Here is a 13,810-nt window from a genome sequence, read left to right as displayed (position 1 = left end):
AAGATGACAATAGCATTTTTATTTATCCTACTTTTTGCGCTGATGCTGATAGGCGTGCCAGTGGCGGTTTCGCTGGGAACGAGTACGGTTTTGACGATGATATTTTTTACAGATATCGACATCGCTACGATCCCGCAGCTAATTTTTGATGGTATCAATAAATTTTCGCTAATGGCGATCCCGATGTTTATCTTGGCTGGAAATTTACTAAGTAAAGGTGGCTCAGCAAGGCGTATCATCGACTTTGCAAAGTCTATGGTCGGACACTTGCCAGGCGGTCTTCCTATGAGTGCGATATTTGCCTGCATTATCTTTGCAGCGGTCTCTGGAAGCTCACCTGCGACGGTTGTGGCTATTGGCTCAATAATGTTTGCAGCGATAAAAGAGGCTGGCTATCCAAAAGAGTACGCAGTGGGCGGCATAACTACGGCCGGTTCGCTTGGTATTTTGATCCCGCCTTCAGTTGTTATGATAGTTTATGGCGTAACAGCGGAGGTTAGTATCGGAAAGCTCTTTATGGCAGGTGTCATACCTGGTCTTATGCTAGGTGGCATGATGCTTGTACAAACCTACGTTGGCGCAAGAAAGCTTGGATTTAAAGCGACTAAGGCTGAACCATTTAAAGTAAGAGTGCAAAAATTTTCAAAAGCATTTTGGGCGCTTTTGATCGTTGTTGTGGTCATCGGCGGAATTTACGGAGGCATATTCACTCCGACTGAAGCTGCTGCGGCAAGTGCAGTCTATGCGCTATTTATCTCACTTTTTATCTATAGAGATATAAAGATAAAAGATCTTTGGGATATCTGCCTAGACTCAGCTCTTACAACAGCTATGATATTTTTTATCATCGCAAATGCCGTTGTTTTTGCATATTTGCTAACTAGCGAGCAGATCCCACAAGCGATCGCATCGATGATACTTGATGCAAATATCGGCATGATAGGATTTTTGATATTTGTAAATATCTTGCTCTTTATCATGGGTCAGTTTATGGAGCCTTCAAGCGTTATCATGATCATGGTACCGCTCTTGCTACCGATAGCTACGCAGCTTGGTGTTGATCCTATTCACTTTGGTATCATCTTGGTTGTAAATATGGAGATAGGTATGGTGACTCCGCCTGTTGGACTAAATTTATTTGTCGCAAGCGGTCTTACAAATATGAACTTAAAAGAGGTCATCATGGCGTGCTTGCCATGGACGCTAACTCTCTTCTTTGGCCTTATCTTGGTTACTTATATACCACAAATTTCACTTTGGCTACCAAACATAATGTATGGACATTAAAATTTAGAGGCTTAGGCCTCTAAATTTATCCTTTTGGATCGTAATCCGCACTCATAACGATATTTTTACCATTTCGCTTACCAACGTAAAGTAGCTCGTCAGCTTGCTTTATCATGCGCTCGATATTTACCTCAGTGTTGCCGCTGTGAGCCACTACACCAAAGGTCATCGTCGCTATGATCCTATGGTTTTCAAATTCAACGACATTTTGATTAAGCGTCTCTCTGATACGCTCCAAGATGCTAACTGCTTTTGCCTTTTTAACATCAAAGATAACAGCCAAAAACTCCTCACCACCAAATCTCGCAACCCTATCTTCATTTCTAAAAGCGTTTTTGAAAATTTTAGAAAGGCTCTTTAACACTTCATCTCCTGCGCCGTGTCCGTAGGTGTCGTTTATCTTTTTAAAGTTATCGATGTCGCACATCACGATAGCAAAGTCATTGCCGTCAAATAAATTCTTTTGTCTAAAAATTTGTTGCATAGAGGCTCGGTTTAAAAGCCCAGTTAGTGGGTCGTGGTTAAAGACAGCCTTAGCAGACTCTTTCTCTTCTAAGATGCCTAAGAATATAAATAAATTTGAGCTCTCTAGCAAAAATGATGTTAGGACGGCAAACACGCAAGATGCAGTTAGGTTAAATACAAAAAATATCTCTTTATATAAGGTATCATCTTTTACTGGTAGATCTATCACTAGATAAAAAAGCAAAAATGCCGCGATATCTAGCAAAGAGATAAGTCTGCTTAACATTTTAAAACTAACTGATAAGAAAAAGAGGCTAATTGTTGATGTTAGAAATAAAATTTCAAAACCCCAGCCCAGTCCAAGGATAAAGACGCAAAGTGAGGCATGAAGTAAAATTTCTACTTGCAAGATAAACATCACGATCTTGTTGTTCTCTTCGCTATCAAAGAGTATCTTTAGTGCAAAAAGATATATGCTAACAGATAGGATATTTGCCACAGCCAAAATTTCTTCGCCCATGAGACAAAACATAACTAGGTAAAAAGTATGTACAGCTAGGAGCGAAAAGACGATGATCTTTTGTGAGATATAAAGTGAAATTTTAGGCATTGTCTTTGTCCTTATTTGCCTTCATGATCTCATACTCGATGCGGTCTTTGCCATTTTTCTTACCCTCATATAGCTTTTTATCAGTTTTGTTTATGACTGTGTCGATATCAGTTATAACGCCATTTGCACAAAGAACCAGACCAAAGGTCATGGTTACCGAGCTCTTATCAGGCAACTTTACCTGTGCTATCCTTGTGCCAAGTCTGGTTTCTACTTTTTTTACATCTTCAGTTTTAACTTCAGGCAAGATAACTAGAAATTCCTCTCCACCCCACCTACAGATGTGGTCATTTTCTCTAAAAGTATCTTGCAAAGCCCTTGCGATCTCTTTTAAGACCTTATCGCCCCAGTCGTGTCCGTAGGTGTCATTTATCTTTTTGAAGTTATCTATATCGCCTAGCATAACGACTAAATTTGCATCACTGCTTTTCTCTCTAAGCTCTTTTAGCTCATATCTAAGTGTTCTCTCAATAGAGCGTCTATTTAAAAGACCAGTTAAAAAGTCATACTTAGAAATTCTCTCTATCTCCTCTTTCTCTTCACTGATCTGTTTGTAGCCACTAGATGTGATCGCATCAGAGAAAAACGAAAGTCTAAAGACCAAGTAAAAAGTAAAGAAAACGCTTATACAGGTTGAGCCTATTTGTACCATGGAGCCTATCTCAACTACTTTATCCTTATATGTAAGATATAGCCACAAAAGGACAAATAGCTCAAGAAGGCAGACAGAGTAGGTAAGAAGCCTTTGATTAAAAGCCAAAAAGTAGTTTATAAAGATAACGCCAAGGAGTGTTATCCATATATTAGAGCTCCAACCCATGCCAACAACGCCAGTGATAACTGCGGTGACGACATTTAGTTGGAAGATGGCAGAGATTAAAAACCTGTATTTGATATTAAATCTAATCCTTAAAGCTGTGCTAATAGAAAGAAATAAAAAACAGATAAAAATGATCGTTAAGTCAAAGTAAAAACTACACAGCACGATCAAGACAAAGGCGTTACTTACTATCGCTACGTTTAATATCGTTTTGTAAATGTCATCGATAGCCTTATAGCTATCTTGCTCTATAAATTCCTGTACCAAGCATTCTCCCCGTTAATTTCATCCATTAAATTTAATTAGACCATTTTAATACGAGTCGTAACTATCCTCATCCTCATCGCTATCTTCATAGTTGTAGTCATTTTCGTCGTAGTTATAGTCATAGCTATCGCTACTATCCTCATCCTCATCGTTAAATTCAGAGTAGTCTTCTTCTACCTCTTCGTAGTCAAAATCATCACTCATTTTCTCTCCTTAAATTTTGTCTTTTGTATTTTCAATATACAAGCTTTGGCTTGGGAATGCAAAATTTAGACCATTTTGCTTTAAAATATCCATAATTTTTAACATTACATCTTGTTTTACGTCTAGAAAATCTCCCCAAACGATAGTTTTTGCAAAGCAATAAACTAAGATATTTATTGAGCTATCAGCAAATTCATCAACCACGACAAATAAATTTGACTTGTATCCAGCGTAGTCATCAACTGAGACTATGTTTTGTCTATACTTTAGACCTCTTTTGTTGACCGCTATATCTTCACTTTTAGCGATACCTGGGTGATTTATCAGCATATTTTTGATGTCATTTACACATTTTTTGATCTCTTCTGTAGTTGGCCCATACTCGATGCCTATTAGCATTTTGATGCGTCTGCCGACCTTTCTTCTACTCCAGTTTCTAACAGGATCACTAGCTAGCTTTGAGTTTGGTACGAAGATAAGGGCATTATCAAAGCTTCTAACAGTCGTTTTTCTAAAGCCTATCTCAACGACTGTGCCCTCGATATCGCCACAAACTATCCAGTCGCCTTGTGAAAATGAGTTGTCAAAGAGCATCATAACAGAGGCAAAGAAGTTTGCGATGATGTCTTTAGCAGCAAAAGCAACGGCAAGACCACCGATACCAAGTGAGGCGATGAGAGCCGAGATATCAAAACCAAGCTTTTGAAGGATCAGCAAAAGCGTGATGATTAGCACGATCACGTAGATAACTTTTAACGCTAGGTTTATCACCTCTTTACGCTTGCTTTTTTGTGCGATCTTGTCGAGTATAGCGATGCCGTAGCCATTTAGTATAGTTAAGACAAGCCATGAAAATGCGACTATATAGATGATAGAAAAGATATTTGCTATGACAAGTGGCACTGGCACAGGGTAAAATCCAACTCCTATACAGATGTTTAGTGCGTAGATGATAAGAAGTGCTGAGATTGGTTTTTTGACGATATCAACGATTTGATTTTTAGCTTCTTTTACACCTTCGCCTGAAGCGACGAGTGACATCACCCAGTAGGTAAGCTTGGCTAAAATTCTAGTTAGTGAAACGAAAAATAAAAATATCGCAACGATAACAACGATCTTGCCGATGTTAAATTTACTTGAATTTATATCTGTTGTTTTGTTGATGTACTCAACTGCATCGACTAAATTTAGCTCAGATAAGAGCATGCTTGAGCTTAGAAGATCAGCGTTATTTTTAAGATAGGCTAAAATTTCTTCTTCAGTCTCTTTTTTTAGCTCAAGGTCAAAAAAGGCATTGTCGTAAGAGCCTGAAGTGTCATTTAGTGAGTCTTTTAGATCTTTTATACTCACATAAGAATTTGTCTGTAAATTTAAGAGTCCATTATCTATCACATCTTTTATAGAATTTGCCTTAGCGCCCTTTTTAAAGATCTCTTCAAGGCTGACAAGCGCTGAGTAATAAGCAAAATCAACCTTCATCTTCTCAAGCTCGATGGCACTTTGGATATAGGCGTCCTTGTTTGACTGCTTCTCTAGTCTAGCTACCTTTTTCTCTAGTGCCTCTTTTTGCAGATTAAATTTATTGATATCGTTTTGGGTTAATTCGATCTGCATGATATAGTTTGGTATCTTTTCTAAAAGATCGCTCTTTTTTTTGTTAAGGCTGGCTAAATTTGAGTTATCAGCCTTTGAGTTATTTGCATCTTTTTGCTGCGCTTTTAAAATTTTTATCTGGCTGTTTAGGGTTTGAATTTGATTTGTTATGCTTATTATGTCTTCTTCTTGAGTTTTGTTGCTCTCAGCCGCAAAAGCAAAGGTGAAGCAAAACAGGATGATGGTTAGAAATTTACGCATTTTCGCCCTTTCTGTCCGCTAAAAGTTTAAATGTGCCTTCTTTTAAATCGTAGCTAAAAATTTCGCCAGTTTCTATGATGTAGTGCCAGCCATAAATTTGAAGCTTGCCGCTTTCATACTCTTCTTTTACATTTGGATAGGTCATTATATTTTCTATCGAATTTATCACGTTTAGCCTCTCGGTTAGCCACGCCATTTTGGCTGGATCATCGCTTGTAAATTTAAGCACTTCTCGCTTGATAGGCTCTATTAGCCTGATCCAGTTTCTAACATTTGGAGTGTTTTTTAGCTTCTTTTCATCAACATAAAGTGCCGCGCATCCGCCACAATCAGAGTGTCCGCAAATGATGATGTTTTTGATGTTTAAAACTTCAAGCGCGTATTCGATCGCCGAGGTGGTCGCCAAAAACTCTTCGCTCACCCTATAAGGTGGCACGATGTTTGCGATATTTCGCACCATAAAAAGCTCACCTGGCAGGCAGTTTGTTATCAAATTTGGCACGACCCTTGAATCCACGCAAGATATGAAAAGCGTGTGAGGATCTTGTTTGTGCTGCAAGCTTTTAAAGAGCTCTTCATGCTCTAAAAAGCCATCTTCCATAAATTTTACTGCACCCTCAAGTATTGAATCATCCATAAAATTTATCTCCCTTTTTTGTATTTTAATGCGATTATAGCAACTTTATATTTAATCAAAAAAAATGCCCTTTAAAACGGACTTTAAACTAATATTTTTTATTAAACTTTTTTTTATATATTGTTTAATTATTTTAGGCTAAACTCACCACAAAAATTCATAAGGAGAAAAAATGAGTTTGTATGATAGAAACTACGCTAAGCAAAATCAAGAAGAGCTTGCGTATTCTCAAAGCTCACTAAGCACTTTTATAAAACAAACTTATCAACTTTTTGCAGCATCACTACTTTCAGCTACTGCTGGCGCTTATGTAGGCATTAGTATCGCTGGCGTTTTTGCGGCAAATAGATTTTTGTTTTGGGGACTTGTGATACTTGGGTTTGTTCTACTTTTTGGGCTAATGGCGGCTAAACGCAAAGAGGGATTAAATTTAATACTTCTTTTCGCATTTACATTTGTAAGCGGTCTTACGCTAACTCCGCTACTTTCAGCGATCCTTGCTATGCCAAGTGGCGCTAGTATCGTGGCTCAAGCATTTGGCTTGACGACAGTTGCTTTTGGTGCGCTAAGCGTCTTTGCGATGAATACAAAACGTGACTTTACAACGATGGGTAAGATGCTATTTATAACTTTGATAGTTATCATTGTAGCAGCGATCATCAATATTTTCGTTAAAAGCACGATGTTTCAACTTGTAATCGCAAGTATTTCATCGATCTTATTTAGTGCCTATATACTTTATGACACACAAAATATTGTTCGTGGAAACTACGAGACACCAGTTGAGGGAGCGGTTGCTTTGTATCTTGATTTTGTAAATTTATTTACATCATTACTACAAATTTTAGGCATTTTTAACAGAAATGACTAATGACGAGCGCATCTACCGAGTGATAGATGCGAATTTAAATAGGCTAAAAGAAGGGCTTCGCGTCGTTGAAGATATAAAAAGATATGTCTTTGATGACGCTAAGCTCGCCTATAAGATAAAGTCCCTCCGCCACAAGGCAAAGATCCCACAAAAAGAATTTTTAAAATTTAGAAATTCACAAAATGATGTCTTAAAAACCAGCACAAAAAGTGAGCAAGAAAGATCAAATTTAGACGAGATCATCACTGCAAATTTCAAGCGTGCCCAGGAGAGCGCAAGAGTGCTTGAGGAGTGCTTTAAGCTTGTAAATTTAGAGCGAGCCGAGCTTTTTAAAAGCATAAGATACGAGCTTTATGAGCTTGAAAAAGAACTTTAACTAAAAATTTAAATCTTTTCTTGTATAATCGCAAACTATTATTTTTAAAAAATTTAAAGGAAATTTCGTGAGTTTAATATTTTTAATCTTGCAATTTGTTCTAGCTGTTGTTATCACGATCGCAGTTTTACTCCAAAAGAGCTCATCTATCGGTCTTGGAGCATACAGTGGAAGCAACGAGAGCCTTTTTGGAGCAAAAGGACCAGCTGGGTTTTTAGCTAAATTTACCTTTGTGGTAGGCGTTTTGTTTATCCTAAACACACTTGCACTTGGATATTTTTACAACAAAGATCTAAAACGCTCTATCGTTGATAGTGTCGATAGCAAATCTCTAGTCATACCAAAATCAAACGACGTGCCAGCAGCTCCTAGCGCACCGCAAAATCCAGTAAAATAACAATGATAAAAACGTTTTTAGCGTCACTTTTGACGCTAACGTTTGCTTTGGCAGACGCTCACATCTTAGTTTATCACCGCTTTGACGATCCAAGGCACGTTAGCACGGATATTTCTATTCAAAATTTAAGAGCTCAGTTTGAATACTTTAAAAACAATGGCTTCGAAGTTGTCAAGCTATCAAGACTTGTCGATGCTGTAAATGCTGGCGAACCGATCCCTGATAACTGGATCGTTATCACCGTTGATGATGGATACAAAAGCTTTTACAATAACGCTCTTGAGCTTTTTAAAGAGTATAACTACCCTTTTGCTTTGATGGTCTATGTAGAGGCAAGCGCGAACAAATATGGTGATTATCTAGACTTTGATCAGATCAAAGAGCTAGAAGCTTACGGAGAGATCGGCTATCACTCATACGCTCATCCAAGGATGACTAGACTTAGCGATGAGGCTTTAAGAGAGGACTTTGTAAAGGGTGTTGAGACCTTTGAAAAACATATGGGCTATAAGCCAAAATACTTTGCAGTGCCTTACGGTGAGATCGATAGTAGAGTTGTCTCTTTGGCAAAAGAATTTGGCTTTTTAGCACTTTTAAATCAAAACTCTGGCGCAGTTTCAGATAAAAGTGACGTTTATGATCTTTACAGAACGCCAGTGATGAATGGCACAAAGATAGCACTAACTTTTAATAGCAAATTTTTAAATGCCCAGTGGATATTTCCAGAGGGTTATCCGCAAAATAACGCTATCGATAAACTCATTATCAAGACCGATACAAACGCTAGCGAAGGCAATTTTTTTATGACTGGCTTTGACGGCTTTAGAAAAGTACCTATGACAAATGGCGTTTTTGAGTGTAAATTTAACCCACCACTTGATAAACGCAAAGTGTTAATGTCGTTAAAAGTAGATCATCACAGAAGCACAAAACTTCTAATAAAGGACACCAATGCTAAATAAAATTTATGATACCCAAAAAGAGGGCTGCGAAAAGGCGATCGCTTCTTTAAAACGCGATTTTACAACGCTTAGAACTGGCAAGGTAAATATCAACATCCTAGATAACGTCATGGTTGATTACTATGGCTCGCCGACTCCGCTTAATCAAGTAGCCACCGTGCTTACAAGTGACGCTTCAACTATCGCTATCACACCTTGGGAAAAGAGCATGATAAAAGCGATCTCATCAGCTATTCAAGCTGCAAACATCGGCGTCAATCCAAACAGCGATGGTGAGAGCGTTAAGCTATTTTTTCCACCGATGACCGTCGAGCAACGCCAAGAAAATGCAAAACACGCAAAAGCTATGGGCGAAAAGGCTAAAGTTAGCATAAGAAACGTGAGAAAAGACGCAAACGACGAGGTCAAAAAGCTTGAAAAAGATAAAGCTATAACCGAAGACGAGAGCAAAAAGGGACAAGATGAGGTTCAAAAGATAACCGACACCTACACCGCAAAGATCGACACTCTCGTAAAAGAGAAAGAAGCCGAGCTTTTAAAAATCTAAATTTAATTTAGAAATTTGCCCCTTTTGCAAATTTCTAAACCTCCATTTTAGCCATGCAAGTGGCTAAATTTTCACCCTTTAAAGGACGATCTTGCAAATTATTGCCGAGCTAAAAACTGCATTTGCTGATAAAAAAATTTTGCTTCTTACCATTTTGGCGTTTAGTCTGCCTACTATTTTTCTTAGTTCAAGCCAGATCATTGAGGATTACAGAGGATTTTGGCTGCTCGAGCCGCTACTTTTGGTCGCTATCTATCTAAACAAAAGGCAAATTTTACTCCCTTTATACTTTTTGATATTTGGCGCAACACTTTATTTTTTTGGCCTTAAGCTAAGCGGTCATGCCAGCGATCTTGTGGCACTTTATCTCATAGCTTTTGTGCTTTTATTTTCTTTAAATTTTGCCAAAGATAATGAGAAATTTATAAGCCAGAGCCTGGCAAGACTTTTAAATTTACTCATCTCATTTGCCATTTTTCACCTATTTTTTCTTGGCATTGTGGCTGTTTGTGCAGGGCTTAACTACCTTTTTGATTTAGAGCTTCTAACCAGTCACAGGACGCAAAGGCTCTACTTGACACTGGCCTCTTTTGGTCTGCCTTGTCTATTTATTTTTTTTGAGAACAAATTTAGCGAGTACAGGCTCTTAAATTTCATCAAGATCGCCATAAATTTCATCCTAAATCCCGTGCTTATCATCTACGTAGCGCTTTTAAATTTATACTGCATTTATAGGCTTGTTTTGCTTGAGCTGCCTCGCGGCGGTGTCGCATATATCGTGCTTGCCTGCTTGATCGCTGGCTTTGTTTTAAGAGGGCTAAATTTACTCATCAAAAGCAAAATTTATGATCAAATTTTCAGGCTCTTGCCTCTTTTTGTCATCTTACCTAGCGTTTTGCTTTGGTGGGGCGTCATGCACAGGGTCGGCGAGTACGGCCTAAGCGAGCCTAGGATCTATCTCATCGCCTGCGTGATATTTGCAAATTTGAGCTATTTTGTGATGATATTTCTTAGAAATTTCCCTTATAAATTTCTAGCGTTTTTTATGATATTTGGCATATTTTTCACACATTTTGTCCTTGATACAAAGCTGCTTACCATAAATTCTCAAAAAGAGCTTTTACTAAGAGAGCTAAGGTCGCTAAATTTGCTTGGTAGCGATGGCACGCTAAGTGGCGATGTGAGCAAGATCGGCGAAGAGAAGCTTTATTTTTTGCAAGATAAATTTGACTTTTTAGTAGAAAACGGCGATAAATTTGCACTAGAAAATAAAAAATTTATAGCGGGTCTTGAGGCTGCTGAGCAGAAAAAGTGGCAGATATTTAGCATTAACTCAGGTAATATCGGCATAAACGTCAAAGAGGCGACCATAAAAAGCGTAGTCACAAGCAGCGTAAATGGCGATGAGCTGGTTATGCAACTTGATGATGAGAGTGTAAGTATAAATTTACAAAAACACCTAGAAAAGGCGCTTGCGAGTTTAAATTTAAAGCCAGACGGCGACTTTGGCGCTGAGGTATTTGAGCGGTTAAAAGAGCAGCTTTTGTTCTTTGAAGTTGGCAAGCGAGCCTTTGTTTTGAGGTCTATGGATATCGTGCAAGAAAACGGAGTTTATAAATTTTACGACGCAAGCGTGCTTTTTTATATGGAGGATGCCAAGCTAAAATAGCGAGCCATGCGTGAGTTTTGGCTTTATGACAAAGCTTTTGCGGTGAAAGTCTGAGTAGCCAAATTTGGCTATGGCGTCTAGGTGCGACTTCGTGCCATAGCCCTTGTGCCCTGCAAAGCCGTATGCGGGGTAAAATTTATCCCAGCCGTTCATCAAGCGGTCACGGCTTACTTTTGCTAGGATGCTGGCTGCACTTACGCTAGCGACCTTGCCGTCGGCCTTTATCATCGTCGTGATGCCAACGCCGTAGTCTAAATTTCCGTCATAGATGATCTCAAAGCCCTCAAAATGCGCCTTGAAAAGCTTGAGCGCACGCCTTAGGCACTCACTTAGCCCCAGCTCGTCTATCTGGGCGTTTGAGAAGTAGGCAATGAGGAAATTTGAGCTTTTTGTGATCTTGCAAAATAGCTCCTCGCGCCTTTTTGCGGTTAGTTTTTTGGAGTCGTTTAGACCTGCTATCTCTTCATTTAGCACGCAAGCAGCCACGCTTAGTGGGCCAGCTAGCGCCCCACGTCCAGCCTCGTCGATACCACAAATTTTAGCCATTACAGCCCGACTTCATCGCTAAAGTAAGGTCTTAGCTCCTCAAGTGGCACGTTGATTTGCTCCTCGTTTAAAAATGTAAGCCCAAGCGGCGAAAGCACGAAGTTATCGCTCACGCCAGCAGTTGCTAGGACTGCTTTTAGATGTTCGTTATTCATATCTTTAAAAATTTGTTTTAGTTTTAGCTTTTTGTTGGTCGCAAGCAAGACCACCTCGCAGTTTGTCTTGGCGTTTTTGTAGGTGCAAACGCTTTTGATCTTATCATTTATATAGTAGATATTTTTTAGGTTCTCATACTGGCTGTTTGGCCACTTTTTGCGCTCGCTTTTTAGGTCATAAAGGAGCGAAAGTAGTTTATTTTTGTGCTTTTTGGCTAGCTCTGTTGAGAAGATGTCGCTGATGATCGCCTCATACTTTGTGCCGTTTGCCTCGCTCATTTGGATGCCGATATTTAGGATCTCATACTCTTTTTCTTCTTTTACGGTGGCGTTATAGGCTTTGTTTTTGACGATTATCTTGCCCTTTAGCTCGCCATTTTCGTTTTTAACGTCTAAATTTATCTTGTCAGAGACCGCATTTAGCGATGAAATTTCACTGCCATTTTGCTCAAAAGAGCCCTTCTCGTAGTCGTATTTGGCGCCGTCAAAAAAGATGTGGCCGCTTATCTTAGGCGGGACTTTAAAGCTCTTGGTTTGTTTGAAATTTTCAAATTCATCTTTGAAATAGTTTAGATAAATTTCAAATTTCACACCATTTGCATCACCGCTAAATTTATAAAATTTAGCCCAGTTTTCGTGGTTTATCTCGTAGCCAAAAAGGCTTGCAGCGATGAATAAGATACCAAAAAATGCTCTCATGTCCGTCCTTTATAGTTTTTTTGATTATAACTATTTTATCTCTAGACTTTTAAAATGATAATCAAACAAAGAGTTTAAATTTATAAACCTAGGCTCCACCTAGAAAATGGCAAGATCTCGCACTTTATCCCCTCTATGCTTAGCTCGGCTTGGTTTGCGACGCTGATGATTTGAAGCTTGCTAACGCCAAGCTCTTTTAAGCTTGCATGGAGTTTTTTAAATTTCAAAAAAATGATCTCAGGCGCAGAAAATGGGACACAGATGATCGCAAGCTTCCTTTTAGTAAGGAAAAAATCGATCTCTTTTGTGTAGTAAATTTCATCTTTAAATTTAAGCAGCTCGCAAAAAACGACATTTGCAAAGACGGCTAAAAAGTCCTTTTTTAGGCACAAAGCGTTGCGAAGTGCGAAATTTGTAAAGTAAATTTTCTTACTCGTGCTACTCTCATCTAAATTTGGCACAAACTCAACATATCCGCTCTCATTTAGCAAATTTATCGCGCCATAAACGCTATCTTTTGAAATTTTCATCTGCTCTTTTAGATTTTTATAAATCCCAAAGGTGCTTATGGTGTCGTGGCACTTTGTCGCACACTCTTTTAAGATGGCGATGCTTTGCTCGTTTAAATTTGCTCTTAAGAGCTGCTGCAAGTGAGCTGTGACCTCGCTGGAGTCCAAAAAGGCGCTTGCTATCTCGTTGCCGTGAGCCAAAAAGTAGCTAAAAAGCAGGTCTTGGTCTAAATTTTTCTTAAAAAATAGTATAAATTCCTCGTAGTCGAGATAGTTTAAATTTATGCGTGCAAAGCTCTCAAGCGAGAGCGAAAATTCCCTGCTTGTAAGGGCGATGTTTTCAAGTGTGAGCTCATTTAAAAAGTCTAAATTTACAAGATCAGCGTTTTGTAAATTTTCAACTGCGAGTACCTTTATCTGGCTATTTTTTTCTAAAAACTCTTTTAAATTTGTTAAAAGTAAGGCTCTATCTATCCTTAGATCGTCTAAATTTATATAAAGTCTCTCTTCGCTTTTGTAATGGCTCAAAAACTCATAAACAAGGGCTGTTTTGCCACTTGAAACAGCGCCAATGATAAGCGTCTTTGGCGAGATGATCTCATACTTTCTGGGGATAAATTTAGCATTTTTAACGGGTGCTTGATAGAGCGTTTCTAATGTTTTCAAATTTGACCTTTTTAAATTTTGGACATTATAACAGCTTCCTTTTAAAAAGGAAAATATCGCCTAAAATTTTAAAAATTTAGAAATAAAAAATAAAATTTTAGGCTAGAAATTTGTAAATTTTTTGAAAAATAAATTCTCCATTTCCAAGATACTTTCCTTATTAAAAGGAAATAATTAATCAAAATTCGACAAAAAATAGCGTTTTTCTTGACAACTATAATGGCTTTTTTGTAAAATCGCAGTCTCTTTACGAAAGACCTATGTCTTGC

General features: G+C 38.3%; 15 protein-coding genes. 7 read left to right on the top strand and 8 right to left on the bottom strand.

Annotated elements, in window-relative coordinates:
• Positions 1–3: 3 nt before the first annotated feature.
• On the top strand, positions 4–1,287 hold the full coding sequence (locus G6W42_RS03635; protein ID WP_194172981.1) for a TRAP transporter large permease: 1,284 nt from the start codon (positions 4–6) through the stop codon (positions 1,285–1,287).
• Positions 1,288–1,312: 25 nt separating this feature from the next.
• On the opposite strand, the gene G6W42_RS03630 is transcribed toward G6W42_RS03635, so the two are convergent.
• From G6W42_RS03630 to G6W42_RS03610, 5 genes are read right to left on the bottom strand one after another with little or no spacing between them, the layout of a single operon-like run.
• Complete coding sequence (locus G6W42_RS03630; protein ID WP_194172980.1) at positions 1,313–2,362, bottom strand: GGDEF domain-containing protein; 1,050 nt, start codon at positions 2,360–2,362, stop codon at positions 1,313–1,315.
• Complete coding sequence (locus G6W42_RS03625; RefSeq protein ID WP_194172979.1) at positions 2,355–3,449, bottom strand: GGDEF domain-containing protein; 1,095 nt, start codon at positions 3,447–3,449, stop codon at positions 2,355–2,357. The genes G6W42_RS03630 and G6W42_RS03625 overlap by 8 nt, the downstream gene beginning before the upstream one ends.
• 45 nt (positions 3,450–3,494) lie before the next feature.
• The gene (locus tag G6W42_RS03620; RefSeq protein WP_002941615.1) at positions 3,495–3,653 is read right to left on the bottom strand and encodes a hypothetical protein; all 159 of its coding nucleotides are present in this window, start codon (positions 3,651–3,653) and stop codon (positions 3,495–3,497) included.
• Between the two features lie 9 nt (positions 3,654–3,662).
• Complete coding sequence (locus G6W42_RS03615) at positions 3,663–5,507, bottom strand: mechanosensitive ion channel family protein (RefSeq protein ID WP_194172978.1); 1,845 nt, start codon at positions 5,505–5,507, stop codon at positions 3,663–3,665.
• Positions 5,500–6,144, bottom strand: a complete 645-nt coding sequence (locus tag G6W42_RS03610; RefSeq protein ID WP_194172977.1) for a carbonic anhydrase — start codon at positions 6,142–6,144, stop codon at positions 5,500–5,502. The genes G6W42_RS03615 and G6W42_RS03610 overlap by 8 nt, the downstream gene beginning before the upstream one ends.
• A 172-nt stretch (positions 6,145–6,316) precedes the next feature.
• On the opposite strand from G6W42_RS03610, the gene G6W42_RS03605 reads away from it, so the two are divergent.
• The 6 genes from G6W42_RS03605 (at position 6,317) to G6W42_RS03580 (ending at position 10,966) form a co-directional block, all read left to right on the top strand.
• Positions 6,317–7,015 carry a Bax inhibitor-1/YccA family protein gene (locus G6W42_RS03605; protein ID WP_194172976.1) on the top strand — a complete coding sequence of 233 codons (699 nt, stop codon included), beginning with the start codon at positions 6,317–6,319 and terminating at the stop codon, positions 7,013–7,015.
• Complete coding sequence (locus G6W42_RS03600; protein WP_021089275.1) at positions 7,008–7,391, top strand: hypothetical protein; 384 nt, start codon at positions 7,008–7,010, stop codon at positions 7,389–7,391. The genes G6W42_RS03605 and G6W42_RS03600 overlap by 8 nt, the downstream gene beginning before the upstream one ends.
• 67 nt (positions 7,392–7,458) lie before the next feature.
• A complete protein-coding gene (gene secG / locus G6W42_RS03595; protein ID WP_021087232.1) occupies positions 7,459–7,788 on the top strand; it encodes a preprotein translocase subunit SecG in 330 nt (109 codons plus the stop codon).
• Between the two features lie 2 nt (positions 7,789–7,790).
• Positions 7,791–8,750 carry a polysaccharide deacetylase family protein gene (locus tag G6W42_RS03590; RefSeq protein ID WP_194172975.1) on the top strand — a complete coding sequence of 320 codons (960 nt, stop codon included), beginning with the start codon at positions 7,791–7,793 and terminating at the stop codon, positions 8,748–8,750.
• Positions 8,740–9,297 (top strand): ribosome recycling factor, encoded by a 558-nt coding sequence (frr, locus tag G6W42_RS03585; RefSeq protein ID WP_002941557.1) that lies wholly within the window; start codon positions 8,740–8,742, stop codon positions 9,295–9,297. The genes G6W42_RS03590 and frr overlap by 11 nt, the downstream gene beginning before the upstream one ends.
• Positions 9,298–9,388: 91 nt before the next feature.
• Complete coding sequence (locus G6W42_RS03580) at positions 9,389–10,966, top strand: DUF4153 domain-containing protein (protein WP_194172974.1); 1,578 nt, start codon at positions 9,389–9,391, stop codon at positions 10,964–10,966.
• On the opposite strand, the gene G6W42_RS03575 is transcribed toward G6W42_RS03580, so the two are convergent.
• The 3 genes from G6W42_RS03575 to G6W42_RS03565 form a co-directional block, all read right to left on the bottom strand.
• Positions 10,958–11,512, bottom strand: coding sequence for a ribonuclease HII (locus G6W42_RS03575; protein ID WP_194172973.1), 555 nt, complete (start codon positions 11,510–11,512; stop codon positions 10,958–10,960). The genes G6W42_RS03580 and G6W42_RS03575 overlap by 9 nt on opposite strands.
• Positions 11,512–12,366, bottom strand: a complete 855-nt coding sequence (locus G6W42_RS03570; protein ID WP_194172972.1) for a hypothetical protein — start codon at positions 12,364–12,366, stop codon at positions 11,512–11,514. The genes G6W42_RS03575 and G6W42_RS03570 overlap by 1 nt, the downstream gene beginning before the upstream one ends.
• A gap of 80 nt (positions 12,367–12,446) precedes the next feature.
• The gene (locus G6W42_RS03565) at positions 12,447–13,541 is read right to left on the bottom strand and encodes an ATP-binding protein (RefSeq protein ID WP_194172971.1); all 1,095 of its coding nucleotides are present in this window, start codon (positions 13,539–13,541) and stop codon (positions 12,447–12,449) included.
• Positions 13,542–13,810 lie beyond the last annotated feature (269 nt).

The sequence above is a fragment of the Campylobacter concisus genome (genome assembly GCF_015230015.1).
In the GTDB taxonomy this organism is placed as follows: domain Bacteria; phylum Campylobacterota; class Campylobacteria; order Campylobacterales; family Campylobacteraceae; genus Campylobacter_A; species Campylobacter_A concisus_AF.
This window is presented reverse-complemented; position numbering and strand designations above follow the sequence as displayed.

Coding starts and splice junctions, on each gene's coding strand:
- G6W42_RS03630 (WP_194172980.1), bottom strand. CDS start 2,362: ATGCCTAAAATTTCACTTTATATCTCACAAAAGATCATCGTCTTTTCG.
- G6W42_RS03600 (WP_021089275.1), top strand. CDS start 7,008: ATGACTAATGACGAGCGCATCTACCGAGTGATAGATGCGAATTTAAAT.
- G6W42_RS03610 (WP_194172977.1), bottom strand. CDS start 6,144: ATGGATGATTCAATACTTGAGGGTGCAGTAAAATTTATGGAAGATGGC.
- G6W42_RS03570 (WP_194172972.1), bottom strand. CDS start 12,366: ATGAGAGCATTTTTTGGTATCTTATTCATCGCTGCAAGCCTTTTTGGC.
- G6W42_RS03620 (WP_002941615.1), bottom strand. CDS start 3,653: ATGAGTGATGATTTTGACTACGAAGAGGTAGAAGAAGACTACTCTGAA.
- frr (WP_002941557.1), top strand. CDS start 8,740: ATGCTAAATAAAATTTATGATACCCAAAAAGAGGGCTGCGAAAAGGCG.
- G6W42_RS03575 (WP_194172973.1), bottom strand. CDS start 11,512: ATGGCTAAAATTTGTGGTATCGACGAGGCTGGACGTGGGGCGCTAGCT.
- G6W42_RS03635 (WP_194172981.1), top strand. CDS start 4: ATGACAATAGCATTTTTATTTATCCTACTTTTTGCGCTGATGCTGATA.
- G6W42_RS03605 (WP_194172976.1), top strand. CDS start 6,317: ATGAGTTTGTATGATAGAAACTACGCTAAGCAAAATCAAGAAGAGCTT.
- G6W42_RS03590 (WP_194172975.1), top strand. CDS start 7,791: ATGATAAAAACGTTTTTAGCGTCACTTTTGACGCTAACGTTTGCTTTG.
- G6W42_RS03615 (WP_194172978.1), bottom strand. CDS start 5,507: ATGCGTAAATTTCTAACCATCATCCTGTTTTGCTTCACCTTTGCTTTT.